Origin of the sequence: Rathayibacter sp. AY2B9 (assembly GCF_002931595.1) — a bacterium.
Lineage (GTDB): Bacteria > Actinomycetota > Actinomycetes > Actinomycetales > Microbacteriaceae > Rathayibacter.
On the sequence record NZ_PSUB01000001.1, the window covers coordinates 477,709 to 495,356 of the forward strand.

Sequence of the window (17,648 nt, forward strand, 5' to 3'; positions counted from 1 at the left end):
CGGTCAGACGTAGGAGGCGCGGATCGCGCCGACCGGGCGCCCGCCGCCCGACACGACCGGGTTCAGCCGCACCAGCACGTCGTTCGCCGCGGTCCGGTCCACCGCGTCCGCCTCGACCAGGAGCTTCAGCGCGACCACGGTCGCGGCGCGGAGGCTCCCGTCGAGGATCTTCAGGGCGACGGTGGTGCCGTCGGGCGAGGCCATCACGAGCACGCCCTCGGCGCCGAGCTTGGCGACCAGGCCCAGGCGCTCGATCACGACGGTGTTGTCCCGGCCCGGGCCGTCGATCGCCCACGCGTTCTCGAGGATCGCGGCCGTGAGGACGCCGGCCTGGCGGTAGAGGCCGAACGGTGAGGCGGGGGAGGAGGACACGATCCGCGAGACGCCCTTCGCCAGCGCGGTCAGAGGAAGGGCGTGCACGGGAGCTCCGCAGCCGTCGATCCCCGAGGCCACGACGCGCTCGCCGGTGAGGCGCTCGATCGTGTCGACGATGTGCTGCTGCAGCGGGTGCGTCCGCTCGAGGTAGTCCTCGGTGCTCCAGCCGTTCTGCACGCAGGCCAGCAGCATCGCCGCGTGCTTGCCCGAGCAGTTCATGTAGAGCGGGTCCGGAGTCGCGCCCGCCCGCAGCAGCTGAGCGCGGGTCCCGGAGTCGCCGGGCCAGTCGGCCGGGCACTGCAGGGCGGTGTGGTCCAGGCCGGCGCGGAAGAGCAGGTTCTGCACCAGCGCCACGTGCTGGGGGATGCCGGCGTGGCTCGCGGTGGCGATGACCGCCTCCGCGCCGTTCAGCTCGACTCCGGCGGTCATCACCGCGAGGGCCTGGAACGGCTTGAGGCAGGAGCGGGGGAAGACGGGAGCCGTCGGGGTGCCGAGGCTGCGGGCGACGCGGCCCTCGGAGTCGAGGAGGACGGCGGAGCCGGCGTGGCGCGACTCGACGAACCCGGATCGCTCGACGACGGCCAGCTCGACGGACTCGGCGACGGTGAAGGTTCCTGCTGGCATCCCCCCATCCTGCCCGATGCGCCGACCGGTCCCGCGCTCCCGGAGACGCCGAAGGCCACCGGAGAGCGCCTCGGCGCCCGCGGTGGCCTTCGGAGGATCGCGTCTAGAGGGTGGCGAACGCGTCGGCGATGACCGACACGGCGTCGTCGAGCAGCTCGTCGGTGAGAGCGAGGCTCGGCAGGAAGCGGACCACGTTGCCGTAGGTGCCGGCGCTCAGCACGAGGACCCCGTGCTGGGCGGCGTAGTCGATGATCGCCTGGACCGCGACGGCGTTCGGCTCCTTCGTGGTGCCGGCGGTGCCGGGCTGCACGAGCTCCATCGCCATCATCGCGCCGATGCCGCGGACGTCGCCGATGATGTCGTAGCGCTCCTGCAGGCCTCGCAGCGCCGCGCCCAGGCGTGCGCCGATCCGGTCGGCCTCGGCGAGGAGGCCCTCGCGCTCGATGCGCTCGAAGACCGCGACGGCGGCGGCGGCGGCGACGGGGTTCCCGCCGAAGGTGCCGCCCAGTCCGCCGGCCTGCGCCGAGTCCATGATCTCGGCGCGGCCCGTCACGCCCGCGAGCGGCAGGCCGCCGGCGATGCCCTTGGCCGAGAGGACGAGGTCGGGGACGAGGCCGAGGTGCTCGCTGGCGAACCAGGCGCCGGTGCGGGCCATGCCCGACTGGATCTCGTCGGCGACGAAGACGATGCCGTTGGCCGTGCACCACTCCTGCAGTGCCGGGAGGAAGCCGTCGGCGGGGACCATGAAGCCGCCCTCGCCTTGGATGGGCTCGGCGACGAGGCAGGCCAGGGCGGACGCGCCGACGGTCTTCTCGAGGTACGAGATCGCGCGCTGGGCGGCCTCGGCTCCCGACAGGCCGTCGTGGTACGGGTACGAGCTCGGCGCACGGTGGACGTCGCTGGCGAAGGGTCCGAAGCCCAGGCCGTAGGGCAGCGCCTTGAAGTTCATGGCCATCGTGAGGTTCGTGCGTCCGTGGTACGCGTGGTCGAGCACCGCGACGCCGGGGCGGCCGGTGTGCTTGCGCGCGATCTTGACGGCGTTCTCGACCGCCTCGGCACCGGAGTTGACCAGGACGGTCTTCTTGGCGAAGTCGCCGGGGGTGTGCTGGGCCAGCAGCTCCGCGACGCGGATGTAGGGCTCGTACGGAGTGACGGTGAAGAGGGTGTGCGTGAGGCGCGCGAGCTGCTCCGCGGCGGCCGCGACGACGGAGTCGTCGGTGTGCCCGATCGTCGTGACGCCGATGCCGGCGCCGAGGTCGATGAAGCTGTTGCCGTCGACGTCGACCAGGATCGCGCCGTGCGCGCGGTCGATGTAGACGGGGAGCGCGGTGCCGACGCCGGTGGGCACGACGGCGAGGCGGCGCTCGTGCAGGGCCCGGGATCGCGGCCCGGGGATCTCGGTCGCGACGCGCCGCTCCTGGGGGACTGCGGACGTGGGAACCTGGGGGGCGAGCGTGTCTGTCATGGTCCTCGGAGTCTACCCGCGGGGGTTCCGCGTCCAGAGGTCCAGACCGGCGCGACCGGCCTGATCCACCGCCGTCGAGGAGGAGCCCGATGAAGTCCGAGCACGAGTACGCGGTGTCCGTCGTCTGGGAGGGCGACCGGGGCACCGGCACGAGCGGCTATCGCGAGTACGGGCGCCAGCTGACCGTCACGGCGGAGGGCCGGGCGCCCATCCTCGCCTCGGCCGACACGCCCTTCCGGGGCGACGCCGACCGCTGGAACCCGGAGCAGCTGCTCCTCGCGGCGCTCGCGCAGTGCCACCTCCTCTCCTACCTGCACGTGGCGGTCAAGAACGGAGTCGTCGTCACCGGCTACACGGACGACGCGGTGGGCTCGATGCTGCAGGAGGGGGAGAGCGGCCGCTTCACCTCGGTGACCCTCCGGCCCCGCGTCACTGTCGCCGAGGAGTCGATGGTGGCGATCGCCCAGACGCTGCACGCCGAGGCCTCCCGGCTCTGCTTCATCGCCAACTCGGTGAACTTCCCCGTCTCCCACGAGCCGGAGGCGTCTGCGCGCTGAGGCTCAGCGGCGCTCGTGCGGGAGCGCCCGGCGGATGCGCTCGACCGTGGTCGTCGGAGGCGACTCGTTGTACGCACCGGCGAGCTCCTGCCCGGAGAGCGCGTGGACGGCCGCCATCACCTCGTCGGTGGCGTGGCGTCGGGCGCGGCCGGAGTCGGCGGAGCCGTGCCGCGAGAGGTCCAGCGGAGCCCCGAAGCGGACCGTGATCCGGTGCAGGCGCGGCACCCTCGTGCCCACCGGCTGGAGCTCCTGCGTGCCGATCATGCCGACGGGGACCACCGGCGCGCCCGTGGTGAGGGCGAGCCACGCCACTCCGGTGCGGCCCTTGTAGAGGCGCCCGTCGCGGGAGCGGGTGCCCTCGGGGTAGACGGCGAACGCCTCGTCCCGCTCGAGGATCGCCCGGCCGAGGTCCAGCGCCTCCTGAGCGGCCTGGCCGGCGCCGCGCTCGACCGCGACGGCTCCGACGCTCGTGAAGAAGGCGCGAGAGAGGGCGCCCCGCACGCCGGTCCCCATGAAGTAGTCCGACTTGGCCAGGAACTGCACCGGCCGCGGGGCGAGCAGCGTCAGCACAGGGGAGTCGATGAACGAGAGGTGGTTGGCCGCCAGGATCACGCGTCCCTCGGCCGGGACGTTGTCGCGCCCCTCCACGATCGGCCGGTAGACCAGCCGGCCGACGCCGCCGATGGACAGGCGCGCCAGACGCGCGGAGAGGCCGATCCCCGGGGGAGTCGGCCTCTCGTGGTCGTCGTCGATCCGCATTCCGACGAAGCTACCGGGGCGTCCATGCCGCTCCGGTCATGCGGCGGATCAGCCGAACTGGGCGAGCGCCTCCTCGATGACCGTCGCGGCGTCGTCGATGAGCTCCTCGCTGATGACCACGCTCGGCATGATCCGCAGCACGCTGTCCCAGCTGCCCGCGTCGAGGACGATCACGCCGTTCGTGGTGGCGTGCTTCAGGATCGCCGTGAGCGCCTCCGGGTACTGCTTCTTCGTGCCCGGGTGGACGAGCTCGACGCCCCACATGGCGCCCTTGCCGCGGACCTCGCCCACGACCGCGAAGCGCTCGGCCCAGTCGCCGATCCGCGCCTGCAGCAGGCGCTCGACCCGCTGCGCCTCCTCCAGCAGGCCCTCGGACTCGATCGCCTCGAACGTCGCGAGCGCCGCGGCGGTGGAGACGGGGTTGCCGCCGAACGTGCCGCCGATGCCGCCGGGCTGCACGGCGTCCATGATCTCGGCGCGGCCGGTGACGGCGGCGAGCGGGAAGCCGCCGGCGATGCCCTTGGCCGTCGTGATGAGGTCCGGGACCACGCCGTGGTGCTCGATGGAGTACCAGGTGCCGGTGCGGGCGATGCCGGCCTGGATCTCGTCCGCGACGAAGACGATGCCGTTCTCGGTGCAGAACTCGGACAGGCGGCGGAAGTAGCCCGGCGCCGGGATGATGATGCCGCCGTCGCCCTGGATCGGCTCGACGAAGAGCGCGGCCAGCTCCTGCGCGCCGATGTGGGTGGTGATGTAGTCGATGGTGCGCTCGGCCGCCTCCTCGCCCGTCATGCCCTCGGGGTCGCGAAACGGGTAGCTGATCGGGAGGCTGTAGATCTCGCCCGGGAAGGGGCCCATGCCCGCGCGCTCCGGCCAGGGGCGGTAGGTCATCGCCATCGTGAGGTTGGTGCGGCCGTGGAAGGCGTGGTCGAGCGTCGCGATGGCGCGGCGGCCGGTGAACTTCCGCGCGATCTTGACGGCGTTCTCGACCGCCTCCGCGCCGGAGTTCACCAGGATCGAGTGCTTCTCGAAGTCCCCGGGGGTGATCTCGGCGAGCTTCTCGGCGACCCGGACGTAGTTCTCGTACGGAGTGACGGTGAAGAGGGTGTGCGTCAGCTTCTCGGCCTGCGCGGCGGCCGCCGCGGCGACCGCGGGGTGCGCGTGGCCGATGGTGGTCACTCCGATGCCGCAGCCGAGGTCGATCAGGCGGTTGCCGTCGACGTCGACCAGGACCGCGCCCGACGCGTGGTCCATGTAGATGTTCGCGAGCGTCCCGGCGCCGCGGGAGACGCTGGCGACGCGGCGCTCCTGGAGGGCGACGGAGCGCGGGCCGGGGAGCTCGGTGACGAGCTCTCGGGACTGGGGGACCGAGAATTCACGCATTCCCCGATGGTAGGCCTGGGACCGTTCGAGGACCCGCACCCAGCGCGTTGCGAGGCGCGCCGTGCAGGATGGAGGCGATCCCCGAACGTCCACCGGCCGCCGCCGGTCACGAAAGGTGCCCCTGTGCGCAGAACCCTCGCGATCCTCGCCGTCCTCGGCGCCTCCCTGAGCCTGGCGGCCTGCACCCCCGGGGAGCCGGATGCAGCGCCGTCCGCCTCCGCCACCCCGCTCGGCTGCGCGACCGAGGGCGAGGCGACCGCCGCGGTGCAGACCAGCGGCGATTTCGCCACCAAGCCGGTCACCGTGTTCCCCAGCCCGGTCAGCGTGGACGTCACCGAGCGCTCGGTCGCGATCGAGGGCACCGGCGAGGAGGTCGCCGAGGGCGACACCGTGCTGGTCGACTACACGCTCTACAACGGGACGAGCGGTGCCGAGTTCTCGGCGAGCAGCTACGCGTCCGGTGGCCGCGCGGCCTTCGAGGTCGACACCGACCAGTACCTCGCCGGCCTCGTGAAGGCCGTCAACTGCGCGACCGTCGGCTCGCGCGTCGTCGCCGTCGTTCCCCCGGCCGACGCGTTCGGCGACGCCGGGCAGAGCCAGTTCGGCATCGCCGCGACCGACTCGATCGTCATGGTGATCGACGTCGAGCAGATCGTGCCGACCGCCGCCGACGGCGAGCCGCAGCCCCCGGTCGACGGCCTGCCGACGGTGGCGCTCGCCGAGGACGGGGCGCCCACCGTCACCATCCCCTCGACCGACCCGCCCGCCGACCTGCAGCTCGCCGTCCTCAAGAAGGGGAGCGGCACGACCGTGGCCGACGGCGACCAGCTGATCGTGCAGTACCAGGGCGTGGTCTGGGGCACCGGCGAGGCGTTCGACCAGAGCTGGGGGAAGCCCGCTCCCGCCGCCTTCGGCACCGGCGACGTGATCGAGGGCTTCAAGGAGGCCGTGGTCGGCCAGACCGTCGGCTCGCAGGTGCTCGTCACCATCCCGCCGTCGAAGGGCTACGGCGACCAGGGCAACCAGAACGCGGGGATCAGCGGGACCGACACCCTCGTCTTCGTGGTCGACATCCTCGCCATCAGCTGACCGGGAGGCGCTGGGCGCTCCGTGCCAGGATGGGCGGATGCGCAGGGTCATCATCCTCGGCTCGACCGGGTCCATCGGCACGCAGGCTCTCGACGTCATCGGCGCGAACCGCGAGCGGTTCGAGGTCGTCGGCCTCGCCGCCGGCTCGAACCGGGCGGCGGTCGCCGAGCAGGCGTCCGCGTTCGGCGTCGAGCACACGGCGTTCGGCGCGGAGGAGGCCGAGCAGCTGATCCGCTCGGTCGACGCGGACGTCGTGCTGAACGGGATCACCGGCTCGGTGGGGCTCGGCCCGACGCTCGCGGCGCTCGAGGAGGGCAGGACGCTCGCCCTCGCCAACAAGGAGTCGCTGATCGTCGGCGGCGAGCTCGTCACCTCGCTCGCCGGTCCCGGCCAGATCGTGCCGGTCGACTCCGAGCACTCCGCGATCGCCCAGGCCCTCCTCGCGGGCGAGCACCGCGAGGTCCGCCGCCTCGTGCTGACCGCGTCCGGCGGGCCGTTCCGGGGACGCGACCGCGCCTCCCTCCGCGACGTCACTCCGGCGCAGGCGCTCGCACACCCGACCTGGGACATGGGCCTGGTCGTCACGACCAACTCCTCCACTCTGGTCAACAAGGGGCTCGAGGTGATCGAGGCGCACCTGCTCTTCGACGTCCCCTACGACCGGATCGACGTCACCGTGCACCCGCAGTCGGTGATCCACTCGATGGTCGAGTACGTCGACGGCTCGACGATCGCCCAGGCGTCGCCGCCGGACATGCGGCTCCCGATCTCGCTCGGCCTCGACTGGCCGCACCGCGTCGCCGGGGTCGGCGTCCCGCTCGACTGGACCCGCTCCCACTCCTGGACGTTCGAGCCGCTGGACGAGGAGGCGTTCCCCTCGGTCCGGCTCGCGAAGCGCGTCGGGGAGGCGGGCGCCTCCTACCCGGCCGTGTTCAACGCGGCGAACGAGCAGGCCGTGCAGGCGTTCCACGCCGGGCGGATCGGCTACCTCGACATCCTCGAGACGGTGGAGGCGGTGGTCGACGCGCACAGCGTCGACGGCGCGCTGACCCGCGAGTCGCTGGCCGCGGCGGAGGACTGGGCGCGCCGCACGGCGGACGAGCGGATCGCCGGAGTCTGACCAGGGGTCATCCGGACGGGCTCCGTCTCCGCGGATCCTTGTCGGCGGACGTCGCGCCGCTGATCCGCTCGGCCGCGGAGTTCATCGGATCCGTGCAGGCGCACCCCAGCGTGGACGGGCGGGCCCGGCCTACAGTGTGTCGGTGGAATCCGTGCTGCTCTTCGTCCTCGGCGTCGTCATCATCGCCGTCGGCGTCGCCCTCTCCATCGCCCTGCACGAGGTCGGGCACCTCCTCCCCGCCAAGCTGTTCGGGGTCAAGGTCACGCAGTACATGATCGGGTTCGGGCCGACCCTCTTCTCCCGGCGCCGAGGCGAGACGGAGTACGGCGTCAAGGCGATCCCGCTCGGCGGCTACATCGCCATGATCGGCATGTACCCGCCGAAGCACCCGGGGGACCGGCCCACGGAGTCGAGCACCGGCTTCTTCAACGGCCTGGCGTCCTCCGAGGCCCAGCTCGAGGAGCCCCGGCGCGGCGCCTACGCCACGATGATCGACGAGGCCCGTGCCGCCAGCGCCGAGACGATCGGCGACGGCGAGGACCATCGCGCGTTCTACCGGCTCCCCGTGTGGAAGCGCGTGATCGTCATGGCCGGCGGCCCCTTCATGAACCTCGTGATCGCCACGGTCCTCTTCACCGTCCTCCTCTGCGGCATCGGGATCCCGCAGAGCACCAGCACCCTCGCCGCGGTCTCGCAGTGCGTGGTCCCGGAGTCGCAGCGCGCGACCGCGACCTGCACCGCCGACGACCCGCTGGCACCCGGAGCCGCGGCCGGCCTGCTGCCGGGCGACACGATCACGGCGATCGACGGCACTCCGGTGAGCACCTGGAACGACCTGACCCCGATCATCCAGCGCTCCGCGGGCGTCCCGCTCAGCGTGTCCGTCCAGCGCGACGGCGCGCCGCTGACCCTCACGATCACCCCCGCCGAGAACGAGGTCGCGGTGACCGACGCGAACGGCGCCCCCGTCACCGACGCCTCCGGTGCGATCGAGACGCAGACGGTCGGCTTCATCGGCATCTCGCCCACATCGGCCCTCGCGCAGCAGCCGGTCACCGCCGTGCCCGAGACGGTCTGGTCGAACATCACCAGCGTCGCCCACGTCATCCTCAACCTGCCGCAGCGCCTCATCGACGTCGCCCAGGCGGCGTTCGGCTCGGAGGCGCGCGACGCCAACGGCCCGATCAGCGTCGTCGGAGTGGGCCGGATCGCGGGCGAGATCGCCGCCTCCGACCAGCTCCCCGTCGTGTCCAAGGTGCAGACGATGGTCGGCGTCCTCGCCTCGCTCAACGTCGCCCTCCTCGTCTTCAACCTGGTGCCGCTGCTCCCCATGGACGGCGGCCACATCGCCGGCGCCCTCTGGGAGGGCCTGCGCCGCCGGATCGCCAAGCTCTTCGGACGCCGCGACCCCGGCCCCGTCGACATCGCCCGCCTGCTCCCGCTCACCTACGTCGTCGTCCTCGTCCTCGGCGGCATGAGCGCCCTCCTCATCTACGCCGACATCGTCAAGCCGATCACGCTGTTCTGAGTCGGATTCCACGCCGGGCCTCGCCCGGCGTGGCGCGGTCGGCTTCTCGGGGTGGGGGCGTGGGTGGAGCGGGGTGCGGACGGCTGGGGCGAATCGCTGGGACGCGATTCACCCGTTCGCCTCGGGGGTGGCAGGGCGGTCGCTGACCGGCGTGGCGCGGTCCGCTCTGTGAAGGGAGCGGGCTGGCAGCGTCTGCGGTGAATCGCTCGGACGGGATCGGCGGTTCGGCTCGGGGGCGAGGCGACCGCGGATCGTCGTGAGGTCTCGGGTTGAGAGCAGGTGCGGTGGACGGGTTCCGAGGCGCGCAGGAGGGGCGGCGGCTGGGAAGGTGCGGCGAGCGGACGAGGGGTACCGCGGCGCGCGTACGATGGGGCGCGTGCCAGCAGTGAATCTGGGTCTTCCCAAGGTCCCCATGACCCTCGCCCCCCGCCGCAAGTCCCGCCAGATCAAGGTGGGCAAGGTGCTCGTGGGCGGTGACGCGCAGGTCAGCGTCCAGTCGATGTGCACCACACCGACGACGAACATCAACGCGACCCTCCAGCAGATCGCCGAGCTCACCGCGTCCGGCTGCGACATCGTCCGCGTCGCGGTGCCGAGCCGCGACGACGCGGAGGCGCTGCCGATCATCGCCAAGAAGAGCCAGATCCCGGTCATCGCCGACATCCACTTCCAGCCGAACTACGTCTACGCCGCGATCGACGCCGGCTGCGCCGCGGTCCGCGTGAACCCCGGCAACATCCGCAAGTTCGACGACCAGGTCGGCAAGATCGCCGCCGCCGCGAAGGCCGCCGGCGTCTCGATCCGCATCGGCGTCAACGCCGGCTCGCTCGAGCCGAGCATCCTGCAGAAGTACGGCAAGCCCACCCCCGAGGCCCTCGTCGAGAGCGCCGTCTGGGAGGCCAGCCTCTTCGAGGAGCACGACTTCCACGACTTCAAGATCTCGGTCAAGCACAACGACCCCGTCGTCATGGTGAAGGCCTACCGCCAGCTCGCCGAGCGCGGCGACTGGCCCCTCCACCTCGGCGTCACCGAGGCCGGCCCCGAGTTCCAGGGGACCATCAAGTCCGCCACCGCCTTCGGCATCCTCCTCGGCGAGGGCATCGGCGACACCATCCGCGTGTCCCTCTCGGCCCCGCCCGCGCAGGAGGTCAAGGTCGGCCTGCAGATCCTCCAGTCGCTGAACCTCCGCGAGCGCAAGCTCGAGATCGTCTCCTGCCCCAGCTGCGGCCGCGCGCAGGTCGACGTCTACACGCTCGCCAACGACGTCACCGCCGGCCTCGAGGGCATGAGCGTCCCGCTGCGCGTCGCCGTCATGGGCTGCGTCGTCAACGGACCCGGCGAGGCCCGCGAGGCCGACCTGGGCGTCGCCTCCGGCAACGGCAAGGGCCAGATCTTCGTCAAGGGCGAGGTCATCAAGACCGTCCCCGAGGCCGAGATCGTCCAGACCCTCATCGAGGAGGCCAACCGCCTGGCCGCCGAGATGCCGGCCGACGACACCTCGACCGGAGCCCCGGTCGTCACCGTCGGCGCGAACTGACGGCGCGGGGCGGATCGACGTGGTCCGCCCCGCACTGCGTCTCGCGCTCGTGGTCGTCGCCGTTGCGCTCCTCGCCTCCGGTGTCGCCGCGCTCCGCAGCGGCCCGTCCTCCGAGGCCGGCGAGTGCATCGACAGCCGCACCCCGCAGGACCCCTTCGGCTGCGACCGCTGGGTGCTGACCGCGGCAGAGGGGGAGACCCCGTACACGGCCTGGGTCGAGGACGCCCGCGTCCGCCTCCGCTCGGAGAGCGTCGGGGGTGCGCCGACCCTGGTCGTCGGCACGGGCTGCCTCGTGGTCAGCGCCGCCTACCGGATCGACGACGGCGTGCTGATCCCCGGCGACGAGGTGACCGGCTCCGACACCTGCTCCGACACGCCGAGCCCCGAGGCCATCCGGCTCCGGGCGCTCCTCTCCGGCCCGATGACGATCGGCGGCACCCCCGACGACGTGCTGCTGGACGGCACGGGCGGAGCGGTCGTCTTCTCGCGGATCCCCGACTGAGGCTCCCGGCGCCCTCGCGAGCCGGGGGAGCGCAGCGGATAGGATCGTCCCTCGTGGTCACCCGTCTCTCGCATCTGTTCGTCCGCACGCTCCGGGAGGATCCCGCCGACGCCGAGGTCGCGGGCCACCGCCTCCTCGTCCGCGCGGGCTACATCCGCCGTCAGGCGCCCGGCGTCTTCGCCTGGCTGCCGCTGGGACTGCGCGTCAAGCGCCGCATCGAGCGGATCATCCACGAGGAGATGGAGGCCGCCGGCGCCCAGGAGGTGCACTTCCCCGCGCTCCTGCCCCGCGAGCCCTACGAGCTCTCGGGCCGCTGGACCGAGTACGGCGACGGCGTGTTCCGCCTGAAGGACCGCAAGGACGCCGATTACATGCTGGCTCCCACGCACGAGGAGTTCTTCACGCTGCTCGTGAAGGACCTCTACTCCTCCTACAAGGACCTGCCCCTGTCGATCTACCAGATCCAGGACAAGTACCGGGACGAGGCGCGGCCCCGCGCGGGCCTCCTGCGCGGCCGCGAGTTCACGATGAAGGACGCGTACTCCTTCGACTACACCGACGCCGGCCTCGACGCGAGCTACCAGCGCCAGCGCGACGCCTACGAGCGGATCTTCGCCCGTCTGGGCCTGGAGTACGTGATCGTGCAGGCCGACGCCGGAGCGATGGGCGGCTCCCGGAGCGAGGAGTTCCTGCACCCCACCCCCGTCGGCGAGGACACCTTCGTCCGGTCGGCGGGAGGGTACGCGGCGAACGTCGAGGCGTACCGCACGCCCGTCCCCGCGGCGCTGCCCGTCGAGGGCCTGCCCGAGGCGCGCGTCTTCGACTCGCCCGACACCCCGACCATCCAGACCCTGGTCGACCTGGCGAACGCGACGCAGCCCCGCCCCGACGGCCGCGCCTGGACCGCCGCCGACACCCTGAAGAACGTCGTCCTCGCGCTCACCGCGCTCGACGGCACCCGCGAGCTCGTGATCGTCGGCCTGCCCGGCGACCGCGACGTCGACCTCAAGCGCGCCGAGGTGGCCTTCGCCCCGGCCGAGGTCGAGGCCGCCACGGCGGAGGACTTCGCGAAGCACCCCGGACTGGTCAAGGGCTACATCGGACCCTGGTCGGCCGAGGGAGCCGTCCTGGGCGAGGAGTCAGCGACCGGCGTCCGCTACCTGCTCGACCCGCGCGTGGTCGACGGCACCGCCTGGATCACCGGGGCCAACGTCTCCGGGCAGCACGTCCTCGACCTGGTCGCCGGCCGCGACTTCCACGGCGACGCCACCGTCGAGGTCGCGGACGTCCGCACCGGCGACGAGGCGCCCGACGGCTCGGGCCCGATCGAGACCGCCCGCGGCATGGAGATCGGCCACGTCTTCCAGCTCGGCCGCAAGTACGCCGACGTCCTCGGGCTGAAGGTGCTCGACGAGAACGGGAAGCTCGTCACCGTCACGATGGGCTCCTACGGCATCGGCGTGACCCGCATCCTCGCCATCATCGCCGAGGCCACCCACGACGACCGAGGGCTGCTCTGGCCCGCGAACGTCGCGCCGTTCGACGTGCACGTCATCGCGACCGGCAAGGACGCGGCGGCTCTCGAGCTCGCCGAGTCGGTCGGCGCCTCCCTCGAGGCCGCCGGCCGCGACGTGCTGATCGACGACCGCCCGAAGGTCTCGCCCGGCGTCAAGTTCGGCGACGCCGAGCTGATCGGGGTGCCCGTGATCGTCATCGCGGGCCGAGGAGCGGCCGACGGGATCGTCGAGCTGTGGGACCGCCGGTCCGGCGAGCGCGAGCAGCTCCCGGTCGCCGAGGCGCTCGCCCGGCTGGGCGCCTAGACCCGACACGCCGAGGGGCCCGCCACCGCTTCCCGTGGCAGGCGGGGCCCTCCGTGCGTCGGCAGGATCCGCGGGTGGAACCCCGGGCCGCGTCGGGTACCCTTGAGGGCTGATCCGGGTGAGAGCCCGGCAGGCGAACGACCGCGGTCACCACCGCGGCATCCAAGTGAATAGAGAGAAAGGCCCGCCCGTGGACATCGACCTGAGCGTTCTGCGACTCATGGAGCGCGAGCGCGAGATCCCCTTCGAGGAACTCGTGCAGATCATCGAGCAGGCGATCCTGACCGCCTACCTCAAGCACATCGGCCAGGCCGACGACGCCGACAAGGCCACCGCCGTCGACGCGCGAGTGCACCTCGACCGCAAGACCGGTCACGTCTCGGTCTTCGTGCCCGAGCTCGACGAGGAGGGCGCCGTCGTGGGCGAGGCCGAGGACTCCCCGCGCGACTTCGGCCGCATCGCCGCCTTCGCCGCGAAGCAGGTCATCAACCAGCGCCTGCGCGACATCGCCGACGAGCACGTGCTCGGCGAGTTCAAGGGCCGCGAGGGCGACATCGTCGCCGGCGTCATCCAGCAGGGCCCCAACCCGCGGATGATCCACGTCGACCTCGGCTCCATCGAGGCGATCCTCTCGCCCGAGGAGCAGGTGCCCGGCGAGGACTACAGCCACGGACGCCGCATCCGCGTCTACGTCACGAGCGTCGGCCGCGGACCCAAGGGCCCGTCGGTCCAGGTGTCCCGCACCCACCCGTCGCTGGTGCGCAAGCTGTTCGCCCTCGAGGTCCCCGAGATCGCGTCCGGCGTGGTGGAGATCGTCTCCCTCGCCCGCGAGGCGGGCCACCGCACCAAGATCGCGGTGCGCGCGACCGAGCCCGGCGTGAACGCCAAGGGCGCCTGCATCGGCGAGCTCGGCCAGCGCGTGCGCGCGGTGACCGCCGAGCTCAACAACGAGAAGATCGACATCGTCGACTACTCCTCCGACCTGCCGACCTTCGTCGCCAGCGCGCTCTCGCCCGCCAAGGTGACCAGCGCGTTCGTGATCGACCAGAGCCTCAAGGCCGTCCGGGCGCTCGTCCCCGACTACCAGCTCTCGCTCGCCATCGGCAAGGAGGGCCAGAACGCCCGGCTCGCCGCCAAGCTGACCGGCGCGAAGATCGACATCCAGCCCGATTCGGTGATGGACGGGGAGTGATCCCCGAGCATCGGCCGTGCGGGGGAGCGGTCCCGGAGGGGAGGGAGTAGAGTGGAAGCCGTCAGAACGTGCGTCGGCTGCCGTCTGCGCGCCCCCCGGGCCTCTCTTCTGAGGCTGGTCCTCCACTCGAACGTCCTCGCGGTAGACCCGCGTGCCGTCCGTCCTGGTCGGGGAGCGTGGCTCCACGACACAGCCGACTGCTACGAGCTCGCGGTCAAGCGCCGCGCGTTCGGAAGAGCGTTCCGGACGCGCGAGAGCGTGGACGCGAGCGAGCTGGAGCAGTACATCGCACGATCCGACCGGCTCGGCCCCTCGACCGGAGGGGCCGGAGCAGCGCACGATCACACCATAGAGAACAGGCAGAACGGCCCGTGAACTGATCATGAGCGAAGACTGATGAGCGGCTCGAAATGAGACCCGTCCGTTCGTGACGCCTGCCCCCGTCTTGGGTGCAGGCCCAAGACAGGAGAGAAGTGGCAAAACCACGCGTACACGAGATCGCATCCGAACTGGGTGTCGATAGCAAGGTCGCACTTGCGAAGTTGAAGGAGCTCGGCGAGTTCGTCAAGGGCCCGTCCTCGAGCATCGAACCCCCGGTGGCGCGCAAGCTCCGCCAGGCCCTCCAGGGCCAGGGAGGTTCCTCCGCGGGAGCGTCGGCGACCCCGGCCGCCCCCGCCGCCGGCGCCCGTCCCGGGGCCCCGCGCCCCTCCGGCGCGCGTCCGTCCGCGCCCACGCCCGGACCGGCCAAGCCGCCCGCTCCGGCGCCGGCACCGCCGATGTCGGTCGCCGAGCGCCAGGCCCAGGCTCAGGCCGCCCAGGAGGCCGCGGCCGCTCAGCGCGCCCAGGCAGCCAAGGACGCGCCCGCCGAGGCCGCCGCTCCGGCTCCGACCGAGGCCCCCGCGGCTCCGGCCGCCGCCGAGAAGCCTGCGTCCGGCGCGACCCCCGGCGGACCCAAGCCCGTGACCCCGCGTCCGGCTCCCGCCGCGAACACCCCGCGCCCCGGCGGCGCCTCGGGCGGCTCCAACCGCCCCGGCGGCACCCCCCGCCCGGGCAACAACCCGTTCGCCAGCAACCAGGGCATGGGACAGCGTCCCGCCGCCCCGCGCCCCGGCAACAACCCCTTCGCCAGCTCGCAGGGCATGGGATCGCGTCCGACCCCGGGCAACATCCCCCGCCCGGCTGCTCCGCGCCCCGGCGCGCCCCGACCCGGCGGACCCGGCATGGGCCAGCGCCCCGCCGGCTTCGGCCAGCGTCCCGGCGGACCCGGCGGCGGAGCAGGACGTCCCGGCGGTGCCGGTCGTCCGGCCGGCGGCGGCTTCCAGCGCCCCGGCGGCGCTCCCGGTGCCGGTGGCGGCTTCGCCCCGCGTCCCGGTGGCGGCGGCGGTCGCGGTCGCGGCCCCGGCGGTGGAACCGCAGGAGCCTTCGGTCGCGGCGGCGGCAAGAGCAAGGCCCGGAAGTCCAAGCGCACGAAGCGTCAGGAGTTCGAGCTCAGGGAGGCCCCGTCGCTCGGCGGCGTCAGCGTCCCCCGCGGCGACGGCAGGACGGTCATCCGTCTGCGCCGCGGCGCGTCGATCTCGGACTTCGCCGACAAGATCGAGGCCATGACCGGCGTGCCGGTGCCCCCCGGCAACCTGGTCACGGTCCTCTTCGCCCTCGGCGAGATGGCGACGGCGACCGAGTCGCTCGACGAGGCCACCTTCGAGGTGCTCGGCTCCGAGCTCGGCTTCAAGATCCAGGTCGTCTCGCCCGAGGACGAGGACAAGGAGCTCCTCGAGGGCTTCGGTCTCGACCTCGAGCAGGAGCTCGACGACGAGACGGACGAGGACCTCGAGATCCGTCCGCCGGTCGTCACCGTCATGGGTCACGTCGACCACGGAAAGACGCGCCTGCTCGACGCGATCCGCAACGCCAACGTCGTCGCCGGCGAGGCGGGCGGCATCACGCAGCACATCGGTGCGTACCAGGTCGTCGCGGAGCACGAGGGCATCGAGCGCCCGATCACCTTCATCGACACCCCGGGTCACGAGGCGTTCACCGCCATGCGAGCCCGCGGTGCCCAGGTCACGGACATCGCGATCCTCGTGGTCGCGGCGGACGACGGCATCATGCCGCAGACCATCGAGGCGCTGAACCACGCCCAGGCGGCCAACGTGCCGATCGTGGTCGCGGTGAACAAGGTGGACAAGCCCGACGCCAACCCGGCCAAGGTGCGCCAGCAGCTCACCGAGTTCGGGCTCGTCGCCGAGGAGTACGGCGGAGACGTCATGTTCGTCGACGTGTCGGCTCGCGCGGGTACCGGCATCCAGGACCTCCTGGACGCCGTGCTGCTCACCGCGGACGCCGGTCTCGACCTGCGCGCCAACCCCAACAAGGAGGCGCGCGGAGTCGCGATCGAGGCGAAGCTCGACAAGGGACGCGGTGCGGTCGCGACCGTGCTCATCCAGTCGGGAACGCTGCGCGTCGGAGACGCGATCGTCGCCGGAACGGCCTACGGCCGCGTCCGTGCGATGGCGGACGAGAACGGCAACGCCGTCCTCGAAGCCGTGCCGTCGCGTCCGGTGCAGGTGCAGGGACTCTCGTCCGTGCCCCGCGCCGGCGACACCTTCCTCGTCACCGAGGAGGACCGCACGGCCCGTCAGATCGCCGAGAAGCGCGAAGCCGCTCAGCGCAACGCCCTGCTGGCCAAGGCCCGCAAGCGCATCTCGCTCGAGGACTTCACCCGTGCTCTCGAGGAGGGCAAGGTCGAGTCGCTCAACCTCATCATCAAGGGCGACGTGTCCGGTGCCGTCGAGGCGCTGGAGGAGTCGCTCGTCAAGATCGAGGTCGACGACTCGGTGCAGCTGCGCATCATCCACCGCGGTGTCGGTGCGATCACGGAGTCGGACGTCAACCTCGCGACGATCGACAACGCGATCATCGTGGGCTTCAACGTCCGCCCCGACCCGAAGGCCCGCGAGCGCGCTGCTCGAGAAGGAGTGGACATCCGCTTCTACTCGGTCATCTACAACGCGATCGAAGAGGTCGAGAACTCGCTCACGGGCATGCTCAAGCCCGAGTTCGAGGAGGTCCAGTCCGGTGTCGCCGAGATCCGCGAGGTGTTCCGCTCCTCCAAGTTCGGCAACATCGCGGGTGTCATCGTCCGCTCCGGCACGATCACCCGCAACTCGAAGGCGCGCGTCATCCGTGACGGCGTCGTGGTCGGGGACAACCTGGCCATCGAGTCGCTGCGTCGCTTCAAGGACGACGTCACGGAGGTCCGTACGGACTACGAGGCCGGTATCGGACTCGGAAAGTACAACGACATCCAGATCGGCGACGAGATCGAGACGATCGAGATGAAGGAGAAGCCGCGAGGCTGATCCGCTCCACTGGAAGGCCCGGGTGCGCCCGGGCCTTCCGGCGTCTCACGGCGCTGTTCGTGCGGGATCGGGAGGGGACTCTCGTCCTCTCGCGCCCTGCGGGAGGAATCGGGGGCCGTCCGTGTCCCGGAGATGCGGACCCTCCAGAGGGCGCTTCCGCACCTCCGGGCGTGGGAGGCCGTCGAAGATCAGCCGCTCCCGTCTCGGTGGGTGCGCCCGCTGAGCGAGCAGCTCGCGAGCAGCGAGCCTGCGGGCGATGTCCGGCTCCCGATCCAGCACCTGAGCCTTCCCTCCCCATCCGGTCCCCGAGGATCAGGGAGCCGCGAGAAGGCACCCCA

Annotated in this window: 14 protein-coding genes; 10 read left to right on the top strand and 4 right to left on the bottom strand. The window is 72.1% G+C overall.

Features of this window, described 5'->3' with window-relative positions; genetic code table 11:
• Positions 1-3: 3 nt before the first annotated feature.
• Both C5C25_RS02275 and gabT read right to left on the bottom strand, forming a co-directional pair.
• On the bottom strand, positions 4-999 hold the full coding sequence (locus tag C5C25_RS02275) for an asparaginase (protein ID WP_104223039.1): 996 nt from the start codon (positions 997-999) through the stop codon (positions 4-6).
• Between the two features lie 103 nt (positions 1,000-1,102).
• Positions 1,103-2,464, bottom strand: coding sequence for a 4-aminobutyrate--2-oxoglutarate transaminase (gabT, locus tag C5C25_RS02280; RefSeq protein WP_104223040.1), 1,362 nt, complete (start codon positions 2,462-2,464; stop codon positions 1,103-1,105).
• A gap of 89 nt (positions 2,465-2,553) precedes the next feature.
• Between gabT and C5C25_RS02285 the strand changes: the two genes are divergently transcribed.
• Complete coding sequence (locus C5C25_RS02285) at positions 2,554-3,021, top strand: OsmC family protein (RefSeq protein WP_104249592.1); 468 nt, start codon at positions 2,554-2,556, stop codon at positions 3,019-3,021.
• Between the two features lie 3 nt (positions 3,022-3,024).
• Here C5C25_RS02285 and C5C25_RS02290 read toward each other — a convergent pair whose 3' ends face one another.
• Entirely contained in the window at positions 3,025-3,780 is a 756-nt protein-coding gene (locus C5C25_RS02290) for a 1-acyl-sn-glycerol-3-phosphate acyltransferase (RefSeq protein ID WP_104249593.1), read from the bottom strand.
• 48 nt (positions 3,781-3,828) lie between these two features.
• Entirely contained in the window at positions 3,829-5,163 is a 1,335-nt protein-coding gene (locus tag C5C25_RS02295) for an aminotransferase class III-fold pyridoxal phosphate-dependent enzyme (protein ID WP_104223043.1), read from the bottom strand.
• Between the two features lie 123 nt (positions 5,164-5,286).
• Here C5C25_RS02295 and C5C25_RS02300 point away from each other — a divergent pair, with 123 nt between their 5' ends.
• The 9 genes from C5C25_RS02300 to infB all read left to right on the top strand — a co-directional run bounded on the left by C5C25_RS02300 (position 5,287) and on the right by infB (position 17,310).
• Positions 5,287-6,252, top strand: a complete 966-nt coding sequence (locus tag C5C25_RS02300; RefSeq protein ID WP_181133613.1) for an FKBP-type peptidyl-prolyl cis-trans isomerase — start codon at positions 5,287-5,289, stop codon at positions 6,250-6,252.
• A gap of 37 nt (positions 6,253-6,289) precedes the next feature.
• Complete coding sequence (locus C5C25_RS02305) at positions 6,290-7,372, top strand: 1-deoxy-D-xylulose-5-phosphate reductoisomerase (protein ID WP_104249595.1); 1,083 nt, start codon at positions 6,290-6,292, stop codon at positions 7,370-7,372.
• A gap of 142 nt (positions 7,373-7,514) precedes the next feature.
• On the top strand, positions 7,515-8,900 hold the full coding sequence (locus tag C5C25_RS02310; RefSeq protein WP_258062217.1) for an RIP metalloprotease: 1,386 nt from the start codon (positions 7,515-7,517) through the stop codon (positions 8,898-8,900).
• Positions 8,901-9,276: 376 nt separating this feature from the next.
• The gene (gene ispG, locus C5C25_RS02315) at positions 9,277-10,437 is read left to right on the top strand and encodes a flavodoxin-dependent (E)-4-hydroxy-3-methylbut-2-enyl-diphosphate synthase (protein WP_173244694.1); all 1,161 of its coding nucleotides are present in this window, start codon (positions 9,277-9,279) and stop codon (positions 10,435-10,437) included.
• A gap of 19 nt (positions 10,438-10,456) precedes the next feature.
• Positions 10,457-10,939: a hypothetical protein gene (locus C5C25_RS02320; protein WP_104249596.1), complete on the top strand. Its 483-nt coding sequence runs from the start codon at positions 10,457-10,459 to the stop codon at positions 10,937-10,939.
• Between the two features lie 53 nt (positions 10,940-10,992).
• Positions 10,993-12,759, top strand: a complete 1,767-nt coding sequence (locus C5C25_RS02325; protein WP_104225179.1) for a proline--tRNA ligase — start codon at positions 10,993-10,995, stop codon at positions 12,757-12,759.
• 190 nt (positions 12,760-12,949) lie between these two features.
• Positions 12,950-13,951, top strand: coding sequence for a transcription termination factor NusA (gene nusA, locus C5C25_RS02330; protein ID WP_104225180.1), 1,002 nt, complete (start codon positions 12,950-12,952; stop codon positions 13,949-13,951).
• A 51-nt stretch (positions 13,952-14,002) separates the two neighbouring features.
• A complete protein-coding gene (locus C5C25_RS02335; RefSeq protein ID WP_104225593.1) occupies positions 14,003-14,326 on the top strand; it encodes a YlxR family protein in 324 nt (107 codons plus the stop codon).
• Positions 14,327-14,424: 98 nt separating this feature from the next.
• Positions 14,425-17,310, top strand: a complete 2,886-nt coding sequence (gene infB, locus C5C25_RS02340) for a translation initiation factor IF-2 (RefSeq protein WP_104246572.1) — start codon at positions 14,425-14,427, stop codon at positions 17,308-17,310.
• Positions 17,311-17,648: the final 338 nt, after the last annotated feature.

Bases quoted from the DNA above. Each gene is read 5' to 3' on its own strand.
- gabT (WP_104223040.1), bottom strand. From the start codon at position 2,464: ATGACAGACACGCTCGCCCCCCAGGTTCCCACGTCCGCAGTCCCCCAG.
- C5C25_RS02305 (WP_104249595.1), top strand. From the start codon at position 6,290: ATGCGCAGGGTCATCATCCTCGGCTCGACCGGGTCCATCGGCACGCAG.
- C5C25_RS02285 (WP_104249592.1), top strand. From the start codon at position 2,554: ATGAAGTCCGAGCACGAGTACGCGGTGTCCGTCGTCTGGGAGGGCGAC.
- C5C25_RS02275 (WP_104223039.1), bottom strand. From the start codon at position 999: ATGCCAGCAGGAACCTTCACCGTCGCCGAGTCCGTCGAGCTGGCCGTC.
- C5C25_RS02290 (WP_104249593.1), bottom strand. From the start codon at position 3,780: ATGCGGATCGACGACGACCACGAGAGGCCGACTCCCCCGGGGATCGGC.
- C5C25_RS02295 (WP_104223043.1), bottom strand. From the start codon at position 5,163: ATGCGTGAATTCTCGGTCCCCCAGTCCCGAGAGCTCGTCACCGAGCTC.